Source organism: Streptomyces sp. NPDC032472, from assembly GCF_040636955.1.
Classification (GTDB): Bacteria; Actinomycetota; Actinomycetes; order Streptomycetales; family Streptomycetaceae; genus Streptomyces.
The window spans coordinates 20,269-43,992 of the sequence record NZ_JBEZVK010000056.1; the positions used below are offsets into that span (position 1 = coordinate 20,269).

At 71.8% G+C, this 23,724-nt stretch carries 24 protein-coding genes; 17 read left to right on the forward strand and 7 right to left on the reverse strand.

Annotated features, from left to right (window positions below; all coding sequences use genetic code 11):
• Nucleotides 1-156 precede the first annotated feature (156 nt).
• Together AB0F11_RS28820 and AB0F11_RS28825 are read left to right on the forward strand one after the other, a co-directional pair.
• Nucleotides 157-1,119, forward strand: coding sequence for an EamA family transporter (locus AB0F11_RS28820; RefSeq protein WP_362179691.1), 963 nt, complete (start codon nt 157-159; stop codon nt 1,117-1,119).
• 163 nt (nt 1,120-1,282) lie between these two features.
• The gene (locus AB0F11_RS28825; RefSeq protein WP_362179693.1) at nt 1,283-2,257 is read left to right on the forward strand and encodes an EamA family transporter; all 975 of its coding nucleotides are present in this window, start codon (nt 1,283-1,285) and stop codon (nt 2,255-2,257) included.
• On the opposite strand, the gene AB0F11_RS28830 is transcribed toward AB0F11_RS28825, so the two are convergent.
• Nucleotides 2,239-2,934 (reverse strand): pyridoxamine 5'-phosphate oxidase family protein, encoded by a 696-nt coding sequence (locus AB0F11_RS28830; protein ID WP_362179696.1) that lies wholly within the window; start codon nt 2,932-2,934, stop codon nt 2,239-2,241. The genes AB0F11_RS28825 and AB0F11_RS28830 overlap by 19 nt on opposite strands.
• Nucleotides 2,935-2,971: 37 nt before the next feature.
• Between AB0F11_RS28830 and AB0F11_RS28835 the strand changes: the two genes are divergently transcribed.
• On the forward strand, nt 2,972-4,303 hold the full coding sequence (locus tag AB0F11_RS28835; RefSeq protein ID WP_362179699.1) for an aminotransferase class I/II-fold pyridoxal phosphate-dependent enzyme: 1,332 nt from the start codon (nt 2,972-2,974) through the stop codon (nt 4,301-4,303).
• A 256-nt stretch (nt 4,304-4,559) separates the two neighbouring features.
• Here AB0F11_RS28835 and AB0F11_RS28840 read toward each other — a convergent pair whose 3' ends face one another.
• Complete coding sequence (locus AB0F11_RS28840) at nt 4,560-5,612, reverse strand: DMT family transporter (protein WP_362179702.1); 1,053 nt, start codon at nt 5,610-5,612, stop codon at nt 4,560-4,562.
• A 74-nt stretch (nt 5,613-5,686) separates the two neighbouring features.
• Here AB0F11_RS28840 and AB0F11_RS28845 point away from each other — a divergent pair, with 74 nt between their 5' ends.
• Nucleotides 5,687-6,586 (forward strand): LysR family transcriptional regulator, encoded by a 900-nt coding sequence (locus AB0F11_RS28845; RefSeq protein WP_362179704.1) that lies wholly within the window; start codon nt 5,687-5,689, stop codon nt 6,584-6,586.
• A gap of 140 nt (nt 6,587-6,726) precedes the next feature.
• Here the strand turns inward: AB0F11_RS28845 and AB0F11_RS28850 are convergent, their stop codons facing one another.
• The gene (locus tag AB0F11_RS28850; RefSeq protein WP_362179707.1) at nt 6,727-7,194 is read right to left on the reverse strand and encodes a pyridoxamine 5'-phosphate oxidase family protein; all 468 of its coding nucleotides are present in this window, start codon (nt 7,192-7,194) and stop codon (nt 6,727-6,729) included.
• Nucleotides 7,195-7,270: 76 nt separating this feature from the next.
• On the opposite strand from AB0F11_RS28850, the gene AB0F11_RS28855 reads away from it, so the two are divergent.
• Nucleotides 7,271-7,909, forward strand: a complete 639-nt coding sequence (locus AB0F11_RS28855; protein ID WP_362179710.1) for a cysteine hydrolase — start codon at nt 7,271-7,273, stop codon at nt 7,907-7,909.
• Between the two features lie 111 nt (nt 7,910-8,020).
• Here the strand turns inward: AB0F11_RS28855 and AB0F11_RS28860 are convergent, their stop codons facing one another.
• Nucleotides 8,021-9,223: an IS110 family transposase gene (locus tag AB0F11_RS28860; RefSeq protein ID WP_362179712.1), complete on the reverse strand. Its 1,203-nt coding sequence runs from the start codon at nt 9,221-9,223 to the stop codon at nt 8,021-8,023.
• A 341-nt stretch (nt 9,224-9,564) separates the two neighbouring features.
• On the opposite strand from AB0F11_RS28860, the gene AB0F11_RS28865 reads away from it, so the two are divergent.
• From AB0F11_RS28865 to AB0F11_RS28875, 3 genes are read left to right on the forward strand one after another with little or no spacing between them, the layout of a single operon-like run.
• Entirely contained in the window at nt 9,565-10,392 is an 828-nt protein-coding gene (locus AB0F11_RS28865; protein ID WP_362179715.1) for an FAD binding domain-containing protein, read from the forward strand.
• Nucleotides 10,389-13,106 carry a molybdopterin-dependent oxidoreductase gene (locus AB0F11_RS28870; protein ID WP_362179717.1) on the forward strand — a complete coding sequence of 906 codons (2,718 nt, stop codon included), beginning with the start codon at nt 10,389-10,391 and terminating at the stop codon, nt 13,104-13,106. Before AB0F11_RS28865 ends, AB0F11_RS28870 begins: the two co-directional genes overlap by 4 nt.
• A 3-nt stretch (nt 13,107-13,109) precedes the next feature.
• Nucleotides 13,110-14,084 carry an antibiotic biosynthesis monooxygenase gene (locus AB0F11_RS28875; protein ID WP_362179720.1) on the forward strand — a complete coding sequence of 325 codons (975 nt, stop codon included), beginning with the start codon at nt 13,110-13,112 and terminating at the stop codon, nt 14,082-14,084.
• Between the two features lie 16 nt (nt 14,085-14,100).
• On the opposite strand, the gene AB0F11_RS28880 is transcribed toward AB0F11_RS28875, so the two are convergent.
• Both AB0F11_RS28880 and AB0F11_RS28885 read right to left on the reverse strand, forming a co-directional pair.
• Nucleotides 14,101-14,373, reverse strand: coding sequence for a DUF4190 domain-containing protein (locus AB0F11_RS28880; protein ID WP_362179723.1), 273 nt, complete (start codon nt 14,371-14,373; stop codon nt 14,101-14,103).
• Nucleotides 14,370-14,561: a hypothetical protein gene (locus AB0F11_RS28885; RefSeq protein ID WP_362179753.1), complete on the reverse strand. Its 192-nt coding sequence runs from the start codon at nt 14,559-14,561 to the stop codon at nt 14,370-14,372. The genes AB0F11_RS28880 and AB0F11_RS28885 overlap by 4 nt, the downstream gene beginning before the upstream one ends.
• Before the next feature lie 99 nt (nt 14,562-14,660).
• Here AB0F11_RS28885 and AB0F11_RS28890 point away from each other — a divergent pair, with 99 nt between their 5' ends.
• On the forward strand, nt 14,661-15,284 hold the full coding sequence (locus AB0F11_RS28890) for a TetR family transcriptional regulator (protein ID WP_362179726.1): 624 nt from the start codon (nt 14,661-14,663) through the stop codon (nt 15,282-15,284).
• A gap of 27 nt (nt 15,285-15,311) precedes the next feature.
• Here the strand turns inward: AB0F11_RS28890 and AB0F11_RS28895 are convergent, their stop codons facing one another.
• A complete protein-coding gene (locus AB0F11_RS28895) occupies nt 15,312-16,682 on the reverse strand; it encodes an NAD(P)/FAD-dependent oxidoreductase (protein WP_362179729.1) in 1,371 nt (456 codons plus the stop codon).
• 329 nt (nt 16,683-17,011) lie between these two features.
• Here AB0F11_RS28895 and AB0F11_RS28900 point away from each other — a divergent pair, with 329 nt between their 5' ends.
• From AB0F11_RS28900 to AB0F11_RS28935, 8 genes are all read left to right on the forward strand, one after another.
• Nucleotides 17,012-17,434, forward strand: coding sequence for an ATP-binding protein (locus AB0F11_RS28900; protein ID WP_362179732.1), 423 nt, complete (start codon nt 17,012-17,014; stop codon nt 17,432-17,434).
• Nucleotides 17,435-17,453: 19 nt separating this feature from the next.
• Nucleotides 17,454-18,299: a HipA family kinase gene (locus AB0F11_RS28905; protein ID WP_362179736.1), complete on the forward strand. Its 846-nt coding sequence runs from the start codon at nt 17,454-17,456 to the stop codon at nt 18,297-18,299.
• On the forward strand, nt 18,296-18,679 hold the full coding sequence (locus tag AB0F11_RS28910) for a DUF3037 domain-containing protein (protein ID WP_362179739.1): 384 nt from the start codon (nt 18,296-18,298) through the stop codon (nt 18,677-18,679). Before AB0F11_RS28905 ends, AB0F11_RS28910 begins: the two co-directional genes overlap by 4 nt.
• A 141-nt stretch (nt 18,680-18,820) precedes the next feature.
• Nucleotides 18,821-19,582 carry a 3-oxoacyl-ACP reductase FabG gene (gene fabG, locus AB0F11_RS28915; RefSeq protein ID WP_362179742.1) on the forward strand — a complete coding sequence of 254 codons (762 nt, stop codon included), beginning with the start codon at nt 18,821-18,823 and terminating at the stop codon, nt 19,580-19,582.
• 20 nt (nt 19,583-19,602) lie between these two features.
• Nucleotides 19,603-20,364, forward strand: coding sequence for an SDR family oxidoreductase (locus AB0F11_RS28920; protein ID WP_362179745.1), 762 nt, complete (start codon nt 19,603-19,605; stop codon nt 20,362-20,364).
• A gap of 152 nt (nt 20,365-20,516) precedes the next feature.
• Nucleotides 20,517-22,100 carry an ABC transporter substrate-binding protein gene (locus AB0F11_RS28925; protein ID WP_362179747.1) on the forward strand — a complete coding sequence of 528 codons (1,584 nt, stop codon included), beginning with the start codon at nt 20,517-20,519 and terminating at the stop codon, nt 22,098-22,100.
• A 159-nt stretch (nt 22,101-22,259) separates the two neighbouring features.
• Nucleotides 22,260-22,928 (forward strand): uracil-DNA glycosylase, encoded by a 669-nt coding sequence (locus tag AB0F11_RS28930; RefSeq protein ID WP_362179756.1) that lies wholly within the window; start codon nt 22,260-22,262, stop codon nt 22,926-22,928.
• Nucleotides 22,929-23,062: 134 nt separating this feature from the next.
• Complete coding sequence (locus tag AB0F11_RS28935) at nt 23,063-23,551, forward strand: hypothetical protein (protein WP_362179759.1); 489 nt, start codon at nt 23,063-23,065, stop codon at nt 23,549-23,551.
• Nucleotides 23,552-23,724 lie beyond the last annotated feature (173 nt).

Here is a 23,724-nt window from a genome sequence, read left to right on the forward strand (position 1 = left end):
CCGTCGGGTACGTGCGGCGGAACGTAGCCCCGGAGGGCGGAACATTCAATACTGACGACCTGTCAGAAGTGGCCGCCCAGTCGCCGTGGGTGTTGTGTGCGTCTCAACAGGTGTCATGATCGTGACGCTCCTTACCCGCCCTGACATGATGGCCGGATGCAGGCGACAGGGAAGAACTCCGGGCTGGTCCTCGCGCTGGTCTCGGCGTTCGCGTTCGGCGGTTCCGGAGTGGCGGCGAAGCCGCTGATCGAGGCGGGTATCGACCCGCTCCACATGGTCTGGCTCAGGGTGGGCGGGGCGGCGCTGGTGCTCTCGCCGCTGGCCTGGCGCCACCGCGGCCTGCTGCGGCGCAAACCCCTGCTGCTCGCCGGGTTCGGCATCGTCGCCGTCGCGGGCGTGCAGGCCTTCTACTTCGCCTCGCTCTCGCGGATCCCGGTCGGGGTGGCCCTGTTGCTCGAGTACCTGGGCCCGGCGCTGCTGCTCGGCTGGATCCGCTTCGTGCAGCGCAAGCCCGTGACGCGGGCGGCCGCGGCCGGTGCCGCGGTGGCCGTCGTCGGGCTGGCCTGCGTGGTCGAGGTCTGGTCCGGGCTGAGCCTGGACCCGCTCGGCGTGCTCCTCGGCCTGTGCGCCGCCTGCTGCCAGGCCTTCTACTTCATCTTCGCGGACCAGGGCGCCGACGGCGACGACGCGCCCGACCCGATCGGCGTGATCGCGTACGGCATGATCGTCGGCGCGCTCGTCATGACGGTGATCGCCCGGCCCTGGGAGATCGACTGGGATGTGCTGGCCGGCAAGGCCCTGATGGGCTCCACCGAGGTGCCGGCGGCGCTCCTGCTCGCCTGGGTCGTGCTGGTCGCGACGGTGTTCGCGTACCTGACCGGAGTGGTCTCGGTGCGCAGCCTCTCGCCGCAGGTGGCCGGCGTCGTGGCCTGCCTGGAGGCGGTCGTGGCCACCGTCTTCGCCTGGATCCTGCTCGGCGAGCACCTCTCGACCCCGCAGGTCGTCGGCGGCGCGCTGGTGCTGGGCGGGGCCTTCATCGCCCAGTCCTCGCGGTCGGCCCCGGCGGGGGCGGAAGGAACCGATCCGGCTCCGCTGGACCGGGCGACGACCGCCGCATAGGGTGCGAACCATGCATTCGACCGTTCTTCCGCCGCCTGCCGCGTAGCGCGGGCCGCCCTCGGCCAGACGAGAGCCCGACCCGGGTGGTCCCCGGGCCGGTCGGCGCTGCCCGCGAAGCGATGACCTTCTCTTCCTCATCCTTCACGCATGCGCGGAGAACAACGTGTCACATTCCTCGCCCGCTGCCGGGCGTTCCCTCCTGTACCTCGTCGTCGCCGGCGCCGCCTGGGGCACCGCCGGGGCGGCGGCCTCCCTGCTGTTCCTGGCCAGTGACCTCGGACCGCTCTCCCTGACCTTCTGGCGGTGCGCCGGCGGGCTGGCGGTGCTGCTCGGCGTGCTCGCCGTGCGCCGCAGGCCCCGCGGGGGCGCGGCCGGCGGCGCCCGCCCGTCGGTGGCCTCGCTCATCGGCACCGGGCTGCTCTTCACCGTCTTCCAGGCCGCGTACTTCGCCGCCGTGCGCGAGACCGGCCTCGCCGTCGGCACCGTCGTCACCCTCGGCGCCGGGCCCGTGCTCATCGCCCTCGGCGCCCGCCGCTGGATGGGCGAGCGGCTCGGCCGCGGGGGCGCGGCCGCCGTCGCCGGGGCGCTGGCCGGGCTGGCCGTGCTCGTCCTGGGCAGCGGCGGCGGCGAGGTCCGGCCGCTGGGCGTCGGCTGGGCGCTGCTCTCGGCCGCCGGGTATGCGGGGATGACCCTGCGGGCCCGCCTGCTGGGGCGGCGCGGGGCCGGCGGTGATCCCCTGGTCACCACCGCCTGGTCGGCCGGGGTGGGCGCGCTGTGCCTGCTGCCGCTCGCCGCGGCGGAGGGCCTGTGGCCGCACACCGCCGAGGTGGGGCGGGTGCTGTGGCTGCTGGCGTACGTCGCCACCGTGCCGACGGCCCTCGCGTACGCCCTCTACTTCACCGGGGCCGCGGCAGTGCGGGCCGCGACCGTGTCCGTGATCATGCTGATCGAGCCGGTCAGCGCGGCGGTGATCGCCGTGCTGTTGCTGGGGGAGCGGCTGACCGGCGCGGTGGTGCTGGGCACCGTACTGCTGCTGACCGCGGTGGCGGCGCTGATCGCCGCCGAGGCGCGGCGGCCGGCGGACGGCAGGCCCGGGCCGAGGCCTGCCGCCGTGCCGGTTCAGAGCGCCGCGAGGTAGTCCGGGGCGGCGATCCCGGGCGCCAGGTCGTCGGCCGGGACGGGGGTTCCGTGCACCGGCGCGACCGGGACCACGCCCGACCAGTACGGCAGGTCCATGTCCTCGGGCTCGTCGTTCGGGCCGCCGGTGCGGATCTTCGCCGAGACCTCGGCGAGGTCGAGGCGGATCACGGCCGTGGCGGCGAGCTCCTTGGCGTTGGCGGGCCGGGAGTCCGCCGAGCGGCCCGGGACCACGTGGTCGACGAGGGCGTCCAGGGCCATGCGGCGCTCGTCCTCGTCGGTCACCTGGTAGGCGGTGCCGTGTACGACCACCGAGCGGTAGTTGATCGAGTGGTGGAAGGCCGAGCGGGCCAGCACCAGGCCGTCGACGTGCGTCACGGTCACGCAGACGGGGAGCCCCGGGTCGGCCTTGCCGGCGGCGAGCAGCGGGCGGGAGCCGGTCGAGCCGTGCAGGTAGAGGGTCTCGCCCACCCGGCCGTACAGGGTGGGCAGGACCACGGGGGCGCCGTCGCGGACGAAGCCGAGGTGGCAGACGTAGGCCTGGTCGAGTATCGCGTGGACCGTTTCGCGGTCGTAGTGCGCCCGCTCGCGCGCCCGGCTCGGGACGGTGCGGTCGGTGGGCGCGTAGCCGCCGTCGGCTGCTGCGTGCGCTTCGGTCGTCTCGGGCGTGGCGGTCATGGTGCGAACTCCATTGCACTAGTGCATAATGTTGTTTGTGCTAGGAGAGTATCGGATCGAAGGGCGCCGCGCATCGGATATCGCGGCCAGTGTCGAAGCGGGCGTGGCCTCGGGGGCCCTGGTGCCGGGAACGCTGCTGCCGCCCATGCGGGAGCTCGCGGGGGCGCTGGGCGTCAACCCCAACACCGTCGCCGCCGCGTACCGGACCCTGCGCGAGCGCGGGGTCATCGAGACTGACGGCCGGCGCGGCAGCCGGGTGCGCTCGCGCCCCGCCACCACCCCGCGCGACGCGATGCGGATGGAGGTGCCGCCGGGCATGCGCGACGTCCAGGAGGGCAACCCGGACGTCTCGCTGCTGCCCTCCCTGGATGCGCCCCTCGCCGCGGCGGCCCGGCGGTACGCGGCTGAGCCGACCCTGTACGGGCAGGAGCCGGTCGTGCCCGAGCTGGAGCGGCTGGCCCGCGCCGACTTCGGCGCCGCCGGGGTGCCGGCCGGGCCGGTGGCGCTCACCTCGGGTGCCCTGGACGGCATCGAGCGGGTGCTGTCGGCGCACCTGCGGCCGGGGGACGCGGTGGCGGTCGAGGACCCGGGCTGGGGCAGCATGCTGGACCTCGTGCCCGCGCTCGGGCTGCGCGTGCTGCCTATGGCACTGGACGACGAGGGGCCGCGCGTCGAGGCGCTGGAGCGGGTGCTCGCGGACGGGGCGCGGGCGGTGGTGGTCACCGCGCGGGCGCAGAACCCGACCGGGGCGGCCGTGAGCGCCGCGCGGGCCCGGGAGCTGAGGGCCGTGCTCGCCCGGTATCCGCAGGTGCTGCTGATCGAGGACGACCACGGGCACGGCATCGTGGACGTCCCGCTGCACCCGCTCGTCGGCGTCACCCGGCACTGGGCGCTGAGCCGCTCGACGGCGAAGGCGTACGGGCCGGACCTGCGGCTGGCGGTGCTGACCGGCGACGAGGTCACGATGGACCGGGTCCGCGGGCGCCAGCGCCTGGGCCCGGGCTGGGTCAGCCGGCTGCTGCAGTACACGGTGGTCGAGCTGTGGAAGTCCGGGGCGGTCGACCACGCCGCGGTGGCCCGGTCGTACGGGGAGCGGCGGGACGCCTTGGTGGCCGCGCTGCGCGAGCGGGGCGTGCCCGCGCACGGGCGCAGCGGGATGAACGTGTGGGTGCCGGTCGCGGACGAGACGGCGGTCGTGGCCCGGCTGCTGGCCGCGGGCTGGGTCGTGGCCCCCGGCGGCCGGTTCCGTCTGGAGTCGCCGCCGGCGGTACGGCTCTCCGTGTCCCGGCTGCAGCCGGCGCAGGTGGTGGAGCTCGCCGACGCCCTGGCGGCCGCGGTCCGCCCCTCCCCGGGCAGCCGCTTCGGCTGACCGCCGCGGTCTCGTGCCCGCGCTGCCGTCAGGGCCGTGAGCGTGCCGAGGACCGCCAGGACGGCGCCCAGGAAGCGGGCGGCCGTCGCGTTCAGCAGCGCCTGCGGGACGCCAAGCCGGCCCGCAGGCGCGAGCAGGAGCTAGAAGACCGGCATGGATCCCCCCATGCGTGGTGAACGGTCGCCGGAGGATGTCCGGCGACCCGCCCCGTGCGGCGGGGCGGGTCGGATTCCGGCGCGGGGTGGCGGCGAGCCGGTCAGCTGGTGCTGGTGCTGGTGCTGGTGCTGGTGCTGGTGCTGGTGCTGGTGCTGGTGCTGGTGCTGGTGCCGGTGGCGCCGGTGGCGCCGGTGGTGGCGCGGGGGCGGGCGCGGGTCTGGCTGAGGGCCGCGCCGGCCAGGATGACGGCCGCGCCCACCGGGGTGTTCCAGTGGAGCTGTTCGCCGAGCAGGACCACGCCCGCCGTGGTGGCGATGACCGGGATGAAGTACGTGACCATCTGGGCCGTGGTCGGGCCGATCTCCGCCACGAGCCCGTACTGCATCTGCAGGGCCATCCCCGTGCCCAGGGCGCCCAGCGCGACCACCGACAGCGTCGGCCACAGCGGGAACGAGGCGGGCGCCGACGTGAACAGGGAGCTGAGCAGCAGCAGCTGGACCGTGGAGGCCATCAGCTGCGCCCCGGTCAGCGCCACCGGCGAGCCCGGCACCGAGGCCAGCGTGCGCCGGACGTAGATCCAGCCGATCGGGTAGCAGAGCGAGGCCAGCAGGGCCAGGGCGGTGCCCGTGGCGTCGATGCCCGCGAAGCCCTGCCAGGCGCCGAGGACGGTCAGCACGCCGAGGAAGCCCAGGCCCAGGCCCGCGAAGCGGCGCCGCGTCGGGCGGTCCTCGGACAGCGCCACCAGCGACAGCGCCATGCCCCACAGCGGGGAGGTGGCGTTGCAAATGCCGGCGAGGCTGGAGGGGATGCTGAGCTCGGCGTACGAGAAGAGCGCGAAGGGGGCGGTGTTGAGCAGGAGCGCCGCCGCGGTGAGGTGGGCCCACGTACGGCGGCCCCTGGGGAGCGGCTCGCGGCGGACCAGGAGCACGGCGAGCAGGGCCAGCGAGCCGAAGAAGACGCGGCCGAGGGCGACCTGGAAGGGCGCGTACGCCTGGGTGCCCAGCTTGATGAACAGGAAGCTGAAGCCCCACACCACCGACAGCAGGGCGAACCGCAGCCGCCAGTCCACACGGGCGCTGCGGGCGGTACGGGCGGTGGGGGAGAGGGCGGAGGTCGTCCCGAGCAGGCGGCGCGCGGTGGTGGGTGTGCTCATGAGGAGTACTCTCCCCGGCGCAACTACGTAGGACAAGCGAGACTCTTTTGGTACCACCGCGTAGCATTGCTTACATGTTGAACCTGGAGCGCCTGCGCACCCTCGACGCCCTCGCCCGCCACGGCTCGGTCAGCGGCGCGGCCGACGGGCTCCACGTCACCACCTCCGCGGTGTCCCAGCAGATGGCCAAGCTGGAGCGCGAGGTCGGCCAGCCGCTGCTGGCCAAGAACGGCCGCGGGGTCCGCCTCACGGACGCCGGGCGGCTCCTCGCCGACCACGCCGCCCGGATCATCTCCCAGGTGGAGCTGGCCCAGGCCGATGTCGAGGCCCGGCGCGGCTGCGCCATCGGCGAGCTGCGGATCGGGGCCTTCCCGACCGCCATGCGCGGGCTGCTGCCCCAGACCCTGACCGTGCTGGGCGGGGCCCACCCCGAACTGCGGCCCCTGGTGCGGGAGCAGGAGCCCGAGGAGAGCATGGCGGCGGTCGTGCGCGGGGACCTGGACCTGGCCCTGGCCATCGACTGGCACAACAAGCGGATGCCGGTGCCGGCGGAGCTCGCGCGGGCCCACCTGCTCGACGACTCCTGCGACATCGCGGTCCCGGCCGGCCACCGGCTCGCCGGCCGCTCCCGGATCTCGCTCGCGGAGTTCGCAGACGAGGACTGGATCTCCTGGAACGAGGGCCAGTTCTGCCACGAGTGGCTGGTGTTCACCCTGCGCGGCATCGGCATCGAGCCGCGCGTCCGGCACATCGCCGAGGAGCACCACACACAGCTGGCCTTCGTGGAGGCCGGTCTCGGGGTGTGCGTGACGCCCCGGCTCGGGCGCGGCCCGGTGCCGCCCGGGGTCCGGCTGCTGCCGGTGGCGGAGGCGGTCCGGCGGCACGTGTACGTGGTCTGGCGGGCGGACGCCGACCGGCGGCCCTCGATCCGGGCGGCCGTCGAGGCCCTCGAGCAGGTCGCCGCCGACCTCTGACGCGTACCTCCTGGGCCAGGTCCTGTCCGGTCCACTGCGGCGCCAGGGCAAGGCCGGGACCGATCGTCGACACTTCTGCCCTGGTGCCTGAGTCGGAGATTCCTTTGGCCGATCCGCCGGCACATCTCCGACTCGCGACACTAGAGCTTGCGGAAGTCCCAGGAGACCACCGACTCCGGGGTGAGGCGGATCCAGGCGTGGCGTCCGTCGTGCGGCATGTCCGGGATCCCGAAGTTCTTGGCCGGGAAGATGCGTTCCACCTCCGCCAGCTCCGGGCACGGCTCCCCCGTACGCGGGGCCTCGCCCACGAAGACGGCCCTGCCGGACAGTTCCACCCCGCGCAGTTCCCCGTACTCCTCGCCCGCGTCCACGACCACCGAGATCCGCGGGTCCCCGGCCAGGTCGGACCAGCGGCGGCTGCGGGTGATCGAGTACAGCCACAGCGAGCGGCCGTCCCACGCGAACCACAGGGCGCCCACGTGGGGGCGGCCGTCGGGGGAGACGGTGGCCACCCGGCAGGTGCGCTGCTCGCGCAGGAAGGCGCCCACCTCCTCGTCCGTCATCATGATGCGGCGGCCCCGCCGCTGGGTCCCGCGTGCCGTGTCCATCCGTCCCACGCCCCTTCACATCTGACTGTGTGTCAGGAAGCATGCGGGCTCCGCCGTTGCCACGCCAGGGGGAGCCATGACGGAATCCGGACCGCTGCGGGAACCCGCTGCCGATCCCGCCACCACCGCACTGCTCACCGTCGAGTGCCAGAGCGGCGTCGTCGGCGAGGAGAGCGCCCTGCCCGAGCTCGCGAAAGAGGCCCGGGACTCCGGGATGCTGGCGCGCGTGGCCGCACTGGTGGACGCCGCGCACGGGGCCGGCGTACAGGTGCTGCACGCGGTGGCCGAGCGGCGGCCCGACGGGCTCGGGGCCAACGCCAACGCCCGGCTGTTCCGGGCCGCCGGGCGGCTGCCCGTGCGCCAGCTGGCCGGGAGCCCCGCGGTGCAGGTGGCCGCCCCCATCGAGGTGGCGCCACATGACCTGGTCGTCCGAAGGCTGCACGGGCTCTCGCCGATCGCCGGCACCGATGTGGACGCCCTGCTGCGCAACCTCGGCATCCGCACCCTCGTCGTGGTCGGCGTCTCCGCCAACATCGCCGTCCCCAACGCCGTCTTCGACGCCGTCAACCTCGGCTACCGCGCCGTGGTCCCCGCCGACGCCATCGCCGGGGTGCCCGCCGCCTACACCGCCGAGGTGGTCCGCCACTGCCTGGCCCTGGTCGCCGAGGTGACCACCACCGAGGCGCTCGTACGACGGTGGGGTGCGGCGCGGTGACCGCCGCCGGCCCGGGGCGGCTGCTGTCCGAAGCGGTCGCGCCGCGCTGCGTGAAGCCGCCGCTTGACGCCCCTGCGTGAGGGGGGCGGGGGGGTGCCCCTATGGGTTTCGTCAACCCGTGGGGGCGGGTTGGGGTTCGTAGAAGGTGCCGTCGCGGAGCATCGCGAAGAGCACGTCGACTCGGCGTCTGGCGAGGCAGAGGAGGGCTTGGGTGTGGTGCTTGCCCTGGCTGATCTTCTTGTCGTAGTAGGCCCGGGACGTCGGGTCGGCCAGAGCCGCGAACGCGGATAGGAAGAAGGCCCGTTTGAGCTGCTTGTTTCCGCGGCGGGAGGGTTGTTCGCCCCGGATCGAGGAGCCTGAGCTGCGGGTCGCCGGGGCGAGGCCGGCGTAGGCGGCGAGGTGGGCGGCGGACGGGAACGAAGTGCCGTCGCCGACGTCGATGAGGATCCGTGCTCCGGTCCTGACGCCGATCCCCGGCATGGACGTCAGGACCTTGGAAAGAGGGTGGCTCTCCAGCAGTTCCTCGATCCGGGCGGCGAGGAGTTTCCGCTGGTCAAGCACTGCCTGCAGCGAGTTGGCGAGGCTGGGGACGATCAGTGCGGCCGCGTCCGTGCCAGGAACGACGACGGTCTGTTCGTCCAGGGCGGTGAAGATGTCCTCGACCAGTCGCTCGGCCATCCGCGGTGCTTTCGGGCGTATCAACGTCACGAGCCGTCGGCGTCCGGCCTTGCGGATCTGGGCAGGGGAGCCGAACTGGTCGAGAAGCCTGAGCACCGCCGGGTGCTGCACTCGCGGGCCCAGCACCCGTTCCAGCGACGGGTGGATCTGTGTCAGCAGGCCCCGCAGCCGGTTGCTGATCCTCGTTGCTTCGCCGGCCAGGTCGTCGTCGAAGCCCACGATCATCTCCAACTCGGCGATCGTCTCGTCTTCGAGATCGACCGAGCGGAGGGTGTGCGGCATGACACGGGCCGCGTCGGCGATGACGAAGGCGTCGCGGGCGTCGGTCTTGGCCTCGCCTGGGTAGAGGTCCGCGATCCGCCGCATTGTCAGTCCGGGCAGATAGGCGACCGGGCAGTCCATGTCCCGGGCGACCGCCAAGGGCAGGGCCCCGATGGAGGCCGGCTGGTCGACCACCACGAGCACGGTTCCGTGCTTGGCCTGCAGCTTGCCGAAGACCTCGCGGAGCTTGGGCTCGCTGTTGGGGAGCCGTTTGTCGAAGGTCTTCTTCCCGGCCGGGGTGACGGCGGTGGCGTGGTGTTCGCCCTTGCCGACGTCCAGGCCGAGGAAGACACCGATGTCGCTGACGTCGATCACGTGCGTCCTCCGGTCGTCCCTGCCCGGCCGTCCCACGGCACCGATCGCCACATCCACATTACGAAGAGCCTCCCGACCTGCGGAAAGGTCGGTGGTCATGCCCCTAATCAGCGGTCTGTCGATGCCTCCGGAGCCGGTGACACCACCCCCCAGGCCATGCGTTCGACAGGGGGAGAAAGTCATGCCAACTCCGGAGGCCGGGCGCCCCATTGCGGGCCACCAAGAAGGTAATGGGGGTACCGGTCGCCCTGCGTCGCGCGGCTGCGCTCTCTAGACTGGAACGGCAGTCGCCAGGCCGCCCCTCGGTCGCACCACGCTCGTCTTGAGGGAGGTCGGTCCCCTTGGACCTCAACACCATCACCGAAGTCGTCCGGCGGCCCTCCGAGCGGCCGGCCGCCGACTGGCGCGAGGGCGACGCCTGGCTGGCGGGCGGAACCTGGCTGTACTCCGCGGACCAGCCCGACCTGCGCCGCCTGATCGATCTCACCGCACTGCGCTGGGATCCCCTCGTCCCGAGCGACAGGGGCCTGGAGATCGGTGCCACGTGCACCATCCGCGACCTCTACGCCTTCGCGTATCCGGAGGACTGGACCGCGGGCCCGCTGTTCACCGCCAGCTGCGAGGCCTTCCTGTCCTCCTTCAAGGTCTGGAACGCGGCGACCGTCGGCGGGAACATCTGCATGTCGCTGCCGGCCGGCCCCATGATCACGCTGACGGTGGCACTGGAGGCCACGTACGAACTCTGGGCCCCGGACGGCTCCCAGCGCACCGTGGACGCCCTCGACTTCGTGACCGGCGACCACCGCAACATCCTCACTCCCGGCGAGGTACTGCGGCGCGTCCGCATCCCGGCGAGCGCCCTGAGGAAACGCGCCGCCCACCGCCGCTTCACCCTCACCCACCTCGGCCGTTCGACCGTCTTCATCATCGGTACCCGGACGCCCGGCGCGAACGACCTGCTGCTCACCGTCACGGCGGGCACCACGCGACCGGTGCGCCTGGCCTTCGACACCATGCCCGATGCCCCCGGCCTGCAGCAGAGCATCGACGCCATTCCGGGCGACGTCTGGTTCGCCGATCCCAACGGGACCCCGGACCACCGCCGCCATCTGACGAAGCACTTCGTCGAAGAGATCCGCAGCGAACTCACGGACGGGAACCCGTCATGACGTACAGCGTCAACGGCAAGGCCTTCGACCGGGAGCCGGAGCCGGGCCAGTGCCTGCGCACCTTCCTGCGCTCGCTCGGCCACCACGGCGTCAAGAAGGGGTGCGACGCGGGCGACTGCGGCGCCTGCACGGTGTGGCTGGACGGCAGTCCGATCCACAGCTGCATCACTCCCGCGTTCCGTGCGGACGGCCACGAGGTGACCACCATCGAGGGTCTCGGCTCGCCAGGCGACCTCCATCCGATGCAGCGCCGGTTCCGCGACGCGCCCGGATTCCAGTGCGGCTTCTGCACCGCAGGGATGATCATGACCTCGGCGGCCTTCACCGAGGCCCAGAAGGGGGACCTGCCCCGGGCGCTGAAGGGCAACCTCTGCCGCTGCACCGGCTACCGAGCCGTGGAGGACGCGGTGAAGGGCGTCGTCGGCGTGGAGACGGCCAAGCCGGGAAAGGCCGTCGGAACGAGCGTCGGCGCACCCGCGGCCAACGACGTGGTGACCGGCCGGGCCGAGTTCACGATGGACACCCGGATGGAGGGAATGCTGCACCTCAAGGTGGTGCACTCGCCCCACGCGCACGCCCGCATCGTCTCGATCGACAAGACCGCCGCCCTCGCGGTGCCCGGTGTGCACCGCGTCTACACCTGGCAGGACGTGCCGCGCAGGCGCTTCACCACGGCCATCCACACCGATCACCTGGTCGATCCGGACGACACCTACATCCTCGACGACACGGTCCGCTTCGTGGGCCAGCGCGTCGCCGCGGTATTGGCCGACACCCCCGGCGCGGCGGAGGAGGGCTGCCGCAAGGTGGACGTCGAGTACGAGCGGCTGCCGGCGGTGTTCGACCCCGAGGAGGCCATGGCCGAGGGGGCACCGCAGATACACGGAACGCCCGATCCCTTCGTCCGCGATCCCGTCCGCAACATCCTGCTCGAACTCCATTCCCACATCGGGGACGTGGAGGCGGGGTTCGCCGAAGCCGACGTGATACACGAAGGCACGTACTTCTCACCACGCGTGCAACACGCACACCTGGAGACGCACGGCTCGATCGCCTGGATGGAGGACGGGCGGCTGAACGTCCGCACCAGCTCGCAGTCGCCGTCGATCGCCAAGGTCAAGCTGAGCTATCTGTTCGCGCTGCGCCCCGACCAGCTGCGCGTGTTCTGCAAGCGGGTGGGCGGCGGCTTCGGCGGCAAACAGGAAGTGATCTCGGAGGACCTGGTGGCGCTCGCCGCGCTGGACACCGGGCGGCCCGTCTGCTTCGAGTACACCCGCGAGGAGGAGTTCACCACCGCCTCGCCGCGGCACCCGATGCAGCTGACGGTCAGACTGGGTGCCAAGGCGGACGGAACGCTCACGGCCGTCCAGGTCCGCAACGTGTCGAACACCGGCGCCTACGGCAACCACGGCGGCGAAACGCTGTACGCGGGCGGCGCCGCCGTGATGATCTACCGCTGCCCCAACAAGAAGTACGACGCGTACTCGGTCTACACCAACACCGTGCCCAGCGGGGCCCTGCGCGGCTACGGCATGACGCAGCCGGCGTTCGCCATGGAGTCCGCGATGCACGAGCTCGCCCTCGCCCTGCACATGGACCCGCTCGAACTGCGGCGACGCAACATCGTGCGGCCCGGCGACCCGCTCGTCGCCATGCACGACGGCCCGGACGACGTGACGTTCACCGAGGACGGACTGGCGAAGTGCATCGACCTGGTGGACCGGGCCATGGCCCGGCCGGCGCCGGAGCCGAACCTCGGCCCCGGCTGGCTCATCGGCTCCGGCGTCGCCAGCTCCCTGCACGAGACCGCACCACCGACCGAGCACATCTCCGAGGCCTGGGTCACCCTCGGCGACGACCTCGTCTACGAGGTGGCCGTCGGGACCAGCGAGTTCGGAGAGGGCACCTCGACCGCCCACGTCCAGATCGCGGCCGGCCAACTGGGTACCACCCCCTCCCGGATCCGTCTGGTGCAGTCCGACACCGACCGCACCGGATTCGACACCGGCGCCTTCGCGAGCGCGGGTCTGTTCGTGTCGGGCAACGCGGTGCTGCGCGCGTCCAACGCCGTACGCGACCGCATCCTGGAGTTCGCGGCCGCCCACACGGGCGTCCACCTCGTGATGTGCTCCATGGACGACGACGGCGTCACCTGCGGCGACCGGCGCGTGACCCTGGCCGAGCTCGTGGCGCTGGCCCGAACGCGCGGCATCCGGTTCACCGCCGCCCGCAAGGCCTACGGCTCGCCCCGCAGCGTCACCTCCAACACCCAGGGGTTCCGGATCGCGGTCCACCGGGTGACGGGGGAGATCCGCATCCTGTACAGCGTCCAGGCGACCGACGCCGGCGTGGTCATCAACCCGCAACAGGTCCGGGGGCAGGTGGAGGGCGCCGTCGCCCAGGGCATCGGCTTCGCGCTGACCGAGAACTTCCAGGTCGACGCGGACGGGGCCGTGGTCAACCCGAACTTCCGCAACTACCGCATCCCCACCTACGCCGACGTCCCGCGCACCGAGGTGCTCCTGGTGGACTCGGCGGACTCCGTCGGCCCCCTGCGGGCGAAAGGGATGGCGGAGTGCAGCATCAACCCGGTGGCCCCCGCCCTGGCGAACGCGCTCCACGACGCCACCGGCATCCGCTACCGTGCCCTGCCCTTGACCCCCGAACGGATCTACAGCCGGCTCGATGAGAAGCAGCCCGTTTCGAAGGCCTGAGCCATGGACACCGACAAGCACGAGGACGCCGCGGCGACGGCCATCATCGGCCAGAAGGTCCTGCCGGGCCGGGAGCGCGACTACGAGCTCTGGCAGGACGAGGTCAACGCCGCTGCGGCCGACTACCCCGGGTACCTCGGAGTGGAGGTCTCCCGGCCGACCGCCCTGCAGCCGGAATGGGTCATCGTCTACCGGTTCGACTCGATACCCCACCTCCAGGCGTGGATCAACAGCGCCACCAGGCAGCGGCTGCTGGAGGTCGGCGACACCTATCTCGACGGCCCGGGAACCCAGCGGGTCCTCACCGGCGGCAACACCAAGACCCCTGATCCGCTCGTGACCGTGGTGATCACCCACCGCGTCCACCCGGACCGCGTGGACGAGTTCCTCGCGTGGCAGCGCCGCATGAGCGAAGCGGAGAGCACGTTCGAGGGCTTCCGCGGAACCGAGATGTTCCGGCCGATCGAGGGGCTCCAGGACGAATGGACCACGATGTACCGGTTCGACAGCGCCCAGCACCTCGACGCCTGGCTGACCTCGTCCAGGCGGCAGGAAATACTGGCCGAGGGCCGGGAGTTCAGCGACTTCAAGCTGAGCACGATCGACAACTCGTTCGGCAGCTGGTTCGCCTTCGAGGAGGACGGCACAGCGGCGCCTGCCCCCTCCGAGACGAAGACCGCCATCGCCGTGTGGGTCGGCCTGTACCCGACCGTCGTGTTCCTGACGCTCGCCCTGTCGCCGCTGCACATGCCGTTCTGGCTGGGCATGCTGGTCGGGAACCTGCTCTCCAGCCTCCTGATGACCTTCCTGACGATGCCGTACTACGTCAACCCGCTGCTGAAGCGGTGGCTGCGCCCGCGCCCGGACGAACCGCGGGCGAAGAGCAACCGGATCGGCCTCGGCCTCGTCGCCGCGGTGACGGTGTTCTGGGTCGCCGTCTTCTACCTCATGACGACTCAGATCTGGACCCTGCCCTGACCGCGTGGGGCGACGCTCAGGCCAGGCTCCACGACCAGGTCCCGTCGGCGGTGACGAGGAAGGCGAGGACCACCACGTCGGCCACGCCCAGGGCGATGCCCAGGCGGGCCCGGCCGGGCCTGCTCGTCCGCCGCCACAGGGCGAGGGCGCCGAGGACGACGGCGGTCGGACCGAGCACGAGGTTCATCACGAGCAGCCCCACCAGACCGAGCACGAACGCGGTGACCGCCATCGCATCGGCATCACGGCCCGGATTCACAGCGCCCACGCGGGATTCGGTCCGGCTCATCGCAGACCTCCGCGCTCGTGGTCCGGACGCCCGGCCCGGCGGTGGCCCCAGAGGCGCTCGCGCACGGCGAAGAGAGCGAGCCACAGGGCGATGGCGCAGCCGGCGACCACGCTGACGGGCACGGGGACGTGCGCCGCGGCCCCGATCACGACACCGAGGACCAGCAACGCACCTACGAGGAAGAGCATGAGACGTCCTTCCATTCAGGTAACAGTTGTTCACTGACTACCCGGTTCAGTTTGCCTCATGCTGGCGTCGGTTGACTGTGACGAGGTTGACTTCGCGTCATGAGTGCGTCCACCGGGGTCCGTGAAGCCCAGCGCCGCCGTACCCGCCGCGCCCTCCTCGACGCCGCCCTGGCGGAGCTGGAGGAGCGCAGCCTCGGCAGTCTCGGCCTCAGGGAGGTGGCCCGGGCGGCCGGAGTCACCCCCACCGCCTTCTACCGCCACTTCCGGGGCATGGACGAGCTGGGTGCCGCGCTGGTCGAGGAGGCGCTGGCCAGCCTGCACGAGACGGTGCGGGGCATCCTCGCCGCAACCGGCGACGCTGAACGGCGCGGCGACGCCGTGGTACGGCTCGTCGCGGAACTGGTGCGCGGCCGACCCGCCCACGTCCGCTTCCTGGTCCGCGAACGCCACGGCGGGGTCCCGGCGGTACGGGAAGCCATCGCCGGACAACTCGACGCCCTGGCCGACGAGATAGGGGTGGCGCTGGGAGCCGACCCCACGAGCGCGGGCTGGGACGCCCCCGACGTGACGATGCTGTCCCGGCTCCTGGTGGACCACATGTTCATGACGGCTTCGGCGTTCCTCGCGGCCTCGCTGCGAGGTGAGGACTGGTCGGCCGCCACAGCCACGGCCCGCAGCCAGCTCCGCCTGATCCATCTCGGGCGCGTGCACTGGCCGGGGTGATCCGCAAAGGGCGCGAGCCGCCGTCCCTCAGCCCGTGGCGCGCAGCGCCGCAGTGTGGGCCCTCACCTGCTCGGGGCTCAGGTAGGCGTCGGTGTACTCGAACTCCCGCAGGGTCGGCGGCTTGGCGGACCGCATCCCGATCCGGACGAAATCGTCCCCGGCCAGCGCGTTGAGCAGCCAGTTGGTCAGCACGCGCGTCTTGGCGACGTTGGTGCGCAGCGCGGACCAGTGGTAGCCGCGGGCCACGGCCTGGGCCGGGAGGCCGCGCAGCGGGACGCCCAGCGGCTTGGACACCGCGTCGGTGCCCCCGAGGTCGACGACGAGCCCCAGGTCCTGGTGCACGTAGGGCCGCAGCGGCTGGTGGCGCAGCGTCGCGATCAGGTTGTCCGCGAGCGTACGCCCCTGGCGCAGGGCGTGCTGCGCGGTGGGCGGGCACACTGCTCCCTCCTCCTGCGCGGCGAGATCGGGGACGGCCGCCGCGTCTCCCAGCGCGAACACGCCGGGCGCACCGGGCACGGTCATCTCCGGAGTCACCAGCAGCCGGCCGCGGACGGTTTCCGCGTCGATGTCGAGGGTGCCGATCAGCGGGCTCGCGGCCACTCCGGCGGTCCAGATCAGGGTCCGGCTGGGCAGCACCCGGCCGTCGGTCAGCGTGATCTCCGTGGGGCCCGCCTTGGCGACGCTGACGCCGAGGGAGACCTGGATGCCGCGGCGCCGCAGGATGCCCAGGGCCGCCTGTCCCAGTGCGTCGCCGAGCTCGGGCATCAGCTTCGGGGCGAGGTCGAGGAGGTGCCAGGTGATCTGACGGGGGTCCAACCGGGGGTAGCGCTTCACGGCGTGGTGGGTGAGCCGCTGGAGGCAGGCGGCCGTCTCCGTGCCGGCGTACCCGCCGCCGACCACGACGAAGCAGAGCCGCGCCGCCCGCTCCGCCTCGTCCTCGCTCGCATCCGCCAGGTCGAGCTGGGAGATGACGTGGTCGCGCAGGTACGTGGCCTCGGCGAGGGTCTTCATGCCACGAGCGTTCTCAATGAGGCCGGGGATGTCGAAGGTGCGGGTGATGCTGCCGGGGGCCAGCACCAGGTGGTCGTACGCATGGTTCGTCAGCTCGTCGGTGATGGTGCGCACGACGCAGATCTTCGCCCGGGTGTCCACGCCGACGGCCCCGCCGGGGATAATCCGGGTCCGGTAGCGGCTGCTGCGGCGGAGCGAGACGGCGACGGACTGCGGGGTCAGCACGCCGGAGGCCACCTGGGGCAGCAGCGGCAGGTACAGCTGGTAGGAACTCGGCGTGACCAGGGCGATGTCGGCCTCCGAGGGCGACAGCCTGCGCTCCAGCCGCCGGATGCACTCGACCCCGGCGAATCCGGCTCCCACCACGAGGATCCTCGGTCGTACCACGGTGTCCGTCCTTTCTCGGGCCTGCCAGGTCCATCCGCACATGCCCGCCCGGAGCCCGCTCTGCACGCGAAGGCGCTCCGCAGCGGGGAGAGCGGGCTGCCGAATCGGAAGTTTCGGCCACGGCCGGGCGGCAATACGAGAAGAGGTCGAGCAGGTCGAAGAGGTACCGATCGCGAGGGGACGGACCACCGTGGCCACCATGATTCTGTTGATCGCGCCGATGCTGCTGGCCCTGCTGCTGGTCACCCGCGGGTCGGCCGGCCGCCGTCCCCGCCACCGGGCCGGCCGCAGCTGACGAACGACCCGACGAGTGAGGGCGAGGTGGGACCGTGCCGGTGCGAGCAGTGGGCTGGGCCCGGTCGTTTCCCGTCCACCACGGGGCCCGCGAGGCCCGTCGGTGGTGTCTGGCACATCTGAGGACCCTGCCGTGGACCGAGCGCGCCCCCGACACGGTCCACTCCATCGTGCTCACGGTGTCCGAACTGGTCACCAACGCGCACGTGCACGCCGACAGCAGCGCCCACCTCGTCCTGACCTGGGACGGTACGTGTCTGCACGTCAGCGTGGCGGACGAGGACCCGAAGCTGCCTGCCCCCAGCCAGGCGTCCCGCGAGGCGACCTCCGGCCGGGGCCTCGCGATCATCGATGCCCTCGCCGACGAGTGGGACGCCCACGCGGTCCACGGCGGCAAGGCGATCACGGCCTGCTTCCACCCGCCGGACCGGCCCTCCCCGCACGACCGAACGGCCTGACGCCCCTTAACCTCGGGAAATGCTTACAGAAGTGACAGCGACCCGCTACGTTACGCCCTTGCGTGAGGGCGGCTCGCTTCCCGGGATCGTCGAGGCCGACGACCTCGGTACCTACGTCATGAAATTCACCGGAGCCGGCCAGGGGCGCAAGACCCTGGTCGCGGAGGTCATCTGCGGCCGCCTGGCCCAGCGGCTCGGCCTGCGGGTCCCGCGGCTGGTGCAGATGCAGCTCGACCCCGTCATCGGGCTCGGCGAGCCCGACCAGGAGGTCCAGGAGCTGCTCAAGGCCAGCGGCGGGCTCAACCTCGGGATGGACTACCTGCCCGGCTCGATCGGCTTCGACCCGCTCGCGTACCGGGCCGACCCCCTCGAAGCGGGACGCGTGGTCTGGTTCGACGCGCTGATCAACAACGTCGACCGGTCCTGGCGCAATCCGAACATGTTGGTCTGGCACGGGGACCTGTGGCTCATCGACCACGGCGCCACGATGATCTGGCACCACAACTGGCCCACCGCCCAGGCCGCCGCAGCCAAGCCCTACAACGCCTCCGACCACGTCCTGGCCCCCGTCGGCCCGGACATCGCGGCCGCGGCCGCAGAGCTGGCTCCGCTGGTGACCGAGGAGCTGCTCACCGAGGTCGCGGCGGACGTCCCCGACGAGTGGCTCGTCGACGAGCCGGGCTTCGACTCCACCGGCGCGGTGCGACGCGCCTATGTGGAGGCACTGCTGCCGCGCGCGGCCACGATCCACGAGAGGATCACCATGGAGGGCGAGGTCAGGCCGCAGTCCGGTCCGCCGGGCTGGCTCGCCGAGCGCCTCCCTCCCCAGCCCGACAAGAACAAGCAGAAGAGCGGCGACGAGTGACCAAGCGGGACGTGTTCGAATACGCGCTGGTGCGCGTGGTGCCCCGGGTGGAGCGCGGCGAGTGCTTCAACGCCGGCGTGATCGTCTACTGCCGGGCGCGCTCGTACGTCGCCGCCCGCACCCACCTGGACGAGGCCAAGCTCCTCGCGCTCGACCCGGAGGCCGACGTGGTCGGCGTACGGGCCGCCCTGCACGGCGTCGAGGGCGTGTGCACCGGCGGTGAACAGGCCGGCCAGGCGGCGGGCGACGACGCGGGCCGCCGGTTCCGCTGGCTGATCGCGCCCCGCAGCACGGTGGTGCAGCCCGGCCCGGTGCACACCGGGCTGACGGCCGATCCGGAGGCCGAAGTGGAACGCCTGCTCGACCTGCTGGTGCGCTGATCCGGACGACCCGAGGGGCCCTGGGCCCGGTGCCGTTGACACCGGGTGCCAGGGCTCCTAGCGTCTCCTCAGCTGAAGCTACTAAGCGGTTGCTCACCTTCGAGGGCCGCCCAGAGGATTCCAAGCGCGAGGAGATCCAGCATGTCCACCACCGAGCAGCGCGTCGCCATCGTGACCGGGGCGGCCCGGGGCATCGGCGCGGCCACCGCCGTGCGTCTGGCCGCAGAGGGCCGGGCGGTCGCCGTACTCGACCTCGACGAGGCGGCCTGCAAGGACACCGTCGAGGCCATCACCGCGGCCGGCGGCAAGGCCGTGGCGATCGGCTGCGACGTCTCGGACGCGGCGCAGGTGGAGGCGGCCGTCGAGCGCGTCGCGGGCGTGCTGGGCGCGCCGACCATCCTGGTCAACAACGCGGGCGTGCTGCGCGACAACCTGCTGTTCAAGATGAGCGAGAGCGACTGGGACACCGTCATGAACGTGCACCTGCGCGGCGCGTTCCTGATGTCGAGGGCCTGTCAGAAGTACATGGTCGACGCCAAGTTCGGCCGCATCGTCAACCTCTCCAGCAGCTCGGCGCTGGGCAACCGCGGCCAGGTCAACTACTCGGCCGCCAAGGCGGGTCTGCAGGGCTTCACCAAGACCCTGGCCATCGAGCTCGGCAAGTTCGGCGTCACCGCCAACGCCGTCGCCCCCGGCTTCATCGCCACGGAGATGACCGCCCAGACCGCCGCCCGTGTCGGCATGGGCTTCGAGGAGTTCAAGGCCGCCGCGGCCACCCAGATCCCGGTGCAGCGCGTCGGCTTCCCCGACGACATCGCCAACGCGATCGCCTTCTTCACGGGCGATGCGGCCGGGTTCGTTTCCGGCCAGGTCCTGTACGTGGCCGGCGGCCCGCTCAACTGACGAGAGGCAAGGGCACCGACATGGCGTACGAAGGAACGGACAGCGGCAAGGTCGCGCTGATCACCGGCGCGAGCCGGGGCATCGGCTACGGCATCGCCGAGGCGCTGGTGGCCCGCGGCGACCGGGTGTGCATCACCGGTCGCAACGAGGAGGCCCTCAAGGAGGCCGTCGAGACGCTCGGCGCGGACCGGGTGATCGGCGTCGCCGGCAAGGCGCACGACGAGGCCCACCAGGCCGTCGCGGTCGAGCGCACGATGGAGGCCTTCGGGCGGGTCGACTTCCTGATCAACAACGCGGGCACCAACCCGGTCTTCGGCCCGATCGCGGACCTGGACCTCGGGGTCGCGCGCAAGGTCTTCGAGACGAACGTGATCTCGGCGCTGGGCTTCGCCCAGCGGACCTGGCACGCCTGGCAGAAGGACAACGGCGGGGCGATCGTGAACATCGCCTCCATCGCCGGGGTCTCCGCCTCGCCCTTCATCGGGGCGTACGGGATGAGCAAGGCCGCCATGGTCAACCTCACCCTCCAGCTCGCCCACGAGATGGCGCCGGGGGTCCGGGTCAACGCGATCGCGCCGGCCGTGGTCAAGACCAGGTTCGCCCAGGCCCTCTACGAGGGGCGCGAGGCGGAGGCCGCTGCGGCCTATCCGCTGGGCCGACTGGGCCGGCCGGAGGACATCGGCGGGGCTGCGGCTTTTCTTACATCTGCACAAGCGGAATGGATCACCGGTCAAACTCTGGTCGTTGACGGAGGAATGTTCCTCAATGCCGGAGTTCACTGATCGATAATCGGACGTATTTGCCTCCGTCGGGGAGGCAAATACGTATCGAACATGCGCGAAATCGGTCAAGTGTCACACCAAACCTGCCCCTTGGATTTGTGACGCACTGCGCTAGGGTTTGCGGCACCCCTGGCTGATCGAGGAGCGTGCACGTGTTCAACCGGACCAGAAGCCTGCAGATCACTGCGGCCCTGGCGTCCATATCCCTGCTCGCCGGATGCGGTCTGCTTTCGGATGACAGCAAAGACGCCCAGAAGCGCATCGTCGTCGGCACGACGAGCGCTCCGAGCACCCTCGATCCCGCCGCGGCCTGGGACGGCTCCTGGGAGCTGTACCGCAACGTGTACCAGACCCTCCTGGCCTTCCCCACGGGCTCCAGCAAGCCCCAGCCGGACGCGGCCCAGGCCTGTGACTTCACCGACTCCGCGAACGAGTCGTACCGCTGCACGCTGCGCAAGGGCCTGAAGTTCTCCAACGGCGAGCCGCTCGACGCCAAGGCCGTCAAGTACTCCCTCGACCGGATCCGGACCATCGGCTCCAAGGTCGGCCCGAAGGACCTCTTCGGCAACCTCGACAAGATCGAGACCCCGGACCCCCAGACCGTCGTCTTCCACCTGAAGGTCCCGGACGCCACCTTCCCCTTCGTCCTCGGCTCGCCGGCCGCCTCGCTGGTCGCGCCCAAGGACTACCCCGCGGACAAGGTCCGCGAGGACGGCAAGATCACCGGCTCCGGCCCGTACCTGCTGGACTCGTACAAGGAGGGCAGCGAGGCCGTCCTCGGCAAGAACGACGCCTACAACGGCTTCGCCAACCGCCGTAACGACGGGGTCACCATCCGCTACTTCACGGACTCCACGAAGATGGTCGCCGCGCTCAAGAGCAAGGAGATCGACGCCACCTACCGAGGCCTGTCGGCCACGGAGATCAAGGACCTCCAGAGCCCCGCCGCGCACGGGCTGGGCGTCCAGGTCGTCGAGAACGTTGGCTCGGAGATCCGCTACCTGGTGTTCAACCCCCAGGACCCCAACGTCAACAAGCTCCCCGTGCGCCAGGCGATCGCGCAGATCATCGACCGCGGCGCGCTCGTGTCCAAGGTCTACCAGGGAACCGCCGAGCCGCTGTTCTCGATGGTCCCCAAGGGCGTCGTGGGCCACAAGACGCCGTTCTTCGACAAGTACGGCCAGCCCGACGTCGCCAAGGCCAAGAAGATCCTCAAGGACGCCGGGATCAACGGGCAGGTGGAGCTGACCTTCTGGTACACCACCGACCGCTACGGCGCCTCCACCGCCGACGAGTTCACCGAGATCAAGCGGCAGCTGGACGAGAGCGGCCTGTTCAAGATCACTCTGCGCGGGCAGCCCTGGAAGACCTTCCAGGAGGGCTACAAGAACGGCCAGTTCCCGGTGTTCGGCCGAGGATGGTTCCCCGACTTCCCGGACCCCGACAACTTCATCGCGCCGTTCGTCGGCAAGGAGAACGCGGTCGGCACCCCGTACGAGCAGAACGAGATCCTGACCGACCTGCTGCCCAAGTCCCGCCGCGAGAGCGACCGCGCCGCCGGCATCCACCAGTTCGAGCAGGCGCAGCAGATCTTCGCCGACGACGTCCGGCTGCTGCCGCTGTGGCAGGGCAAGCTGTACGTCGCCGCGCGGGAGGACATCGCGGGCGGCGAGCGGGCGCTGGACCCGCAGACCGTCTTCCAGATGTGGGAGCTGTACCGCAAGACCAGCTGGTAGCGGGCGTCCGCAGCCGGCCACGGCAGCCGGCGGCCGCACCCGCCGGGGGCTTCGACCCCCGGCGGGTGCGGCGTTGTCAGTGGCCCCCGGTAGGTTCTGAGCTGTTGCACCGCGCAGTGGCGTGTACTTGTACTACCGGAGGTTGTAGACGTGACCCAGATGCTGCCCGAGTCCTGGCTCCCCGTCCTCGGCGGAGAGCTGGACCAGCCCTACTTCAAGGAGCTCACCGAGTTCGTCGAGAAGGAGCGGGCGAACGGGCCGGTCTACCCGCCCCGCGAGCAGGTCTTCGCGGCCCTGGAGGCCACCCCCTTCGAGAAGGTGAAGGTCCTCGTCCTCGGCCAGGACCCGTACCACGGCGCCGGCCAGGGCCACGGCCTGTGCTTCTCCGTCCGGCCCGGGGTCAAGACGCCGCCCTCGCTGCGCAACATCTACAAGGAGATGCACCAGGATCTCGGCACCCCCGTCCCGGACAACGGCTACCTGATGCCGTGGGCCGAGCAGGGCGTCCTGCTGCTGAACGCGGTGCTCACCGTCCGCGAGGCCGAGCCCAACTCGCACAAGGGCAAGGGCTGGGAGAAGTTCACCGACGCGGTGATCCGCGCCGTCGCCGACCGCCCCGACCCGGCCGTGTTCGTGCTGTGGGGCGCCTACGCCCAGAAGAAGCTCCCGCTGATCGACGAGGAGCGGCACGTCGTCGTCAAGGGCGCCCACCCCTCCCCGCTGTCGGCGAAGAAGTTCTTCGGCTCCCGGCCCTTCACCCAGATCAACGAGGCCGTCGCGGCGCAGGGCCATGAGCCGATCGACTGGACGATCCCGAACCTGGGCTGACGGCCGACCGCGCCTCGGCGCCATCCCCGGTGCCTCCGGCTAGCGTCGGGACGACCGGACCGCAGCGGGTCCGGCGGAGCCAGCCGGAGGCCGCGGTGCGGGAGCAGCAGCAGGAGGCGTCGGAGGACGCGGTCATGACGCGGATCGGCCAGGCGGTCATCCTGCTGCACGCCGGGGACCGGGAGGAGGCCCGCAACCGGCTGCGCGAGCTGTGGACCGAGATCGGGGAGGACGGCGACGGGCTCCACCGGTGCACGCTCGCGCACTACATGGCCGACGCCCAGGACGATCCCGCCGACGAGCTGTCCTGGGACCTGCGGGCCCTGACCGCCGCCGACGGGCTGCGGGAGGGGGCGGGGGAGGGGCCAGGGGTACGGGACGAGCCGCATCCCGCCGTCCGGGGGTTCTACCCCTCCCTGCACCTCAGCCTGGCCGCGGACTACGCGAAGCTGCAGCGGCCGGCCGAGGCGCGGGTCCACCTGGCCCGGGCCCGGGCCGCCGCCGGGGTCCTGCCGGACGACGGCTGGGCCAATGGCATCCGCACCGCCATCACCCGCCTGGAACACCGCCTCGCGAGCCCTCCGGACCCACCCCCGGGCCCCTTCCCGTCCCAGCACCCTTAGCAGCCCGCGCCGCCGAAGCGGGGGCAATCCCAGCCCCACCCCGGCTGCCGGAGCAGCCCGCCTCTTCTGGGAGGTGGGTCCGCCAAATCAGCCCCGCCGGCGTTTGAGGCGCGGGGTCTGGGGCGGCGCCCCAAGGATCCCGGCTCGCCGGGCACCGGGCTCCGCCCGGACCT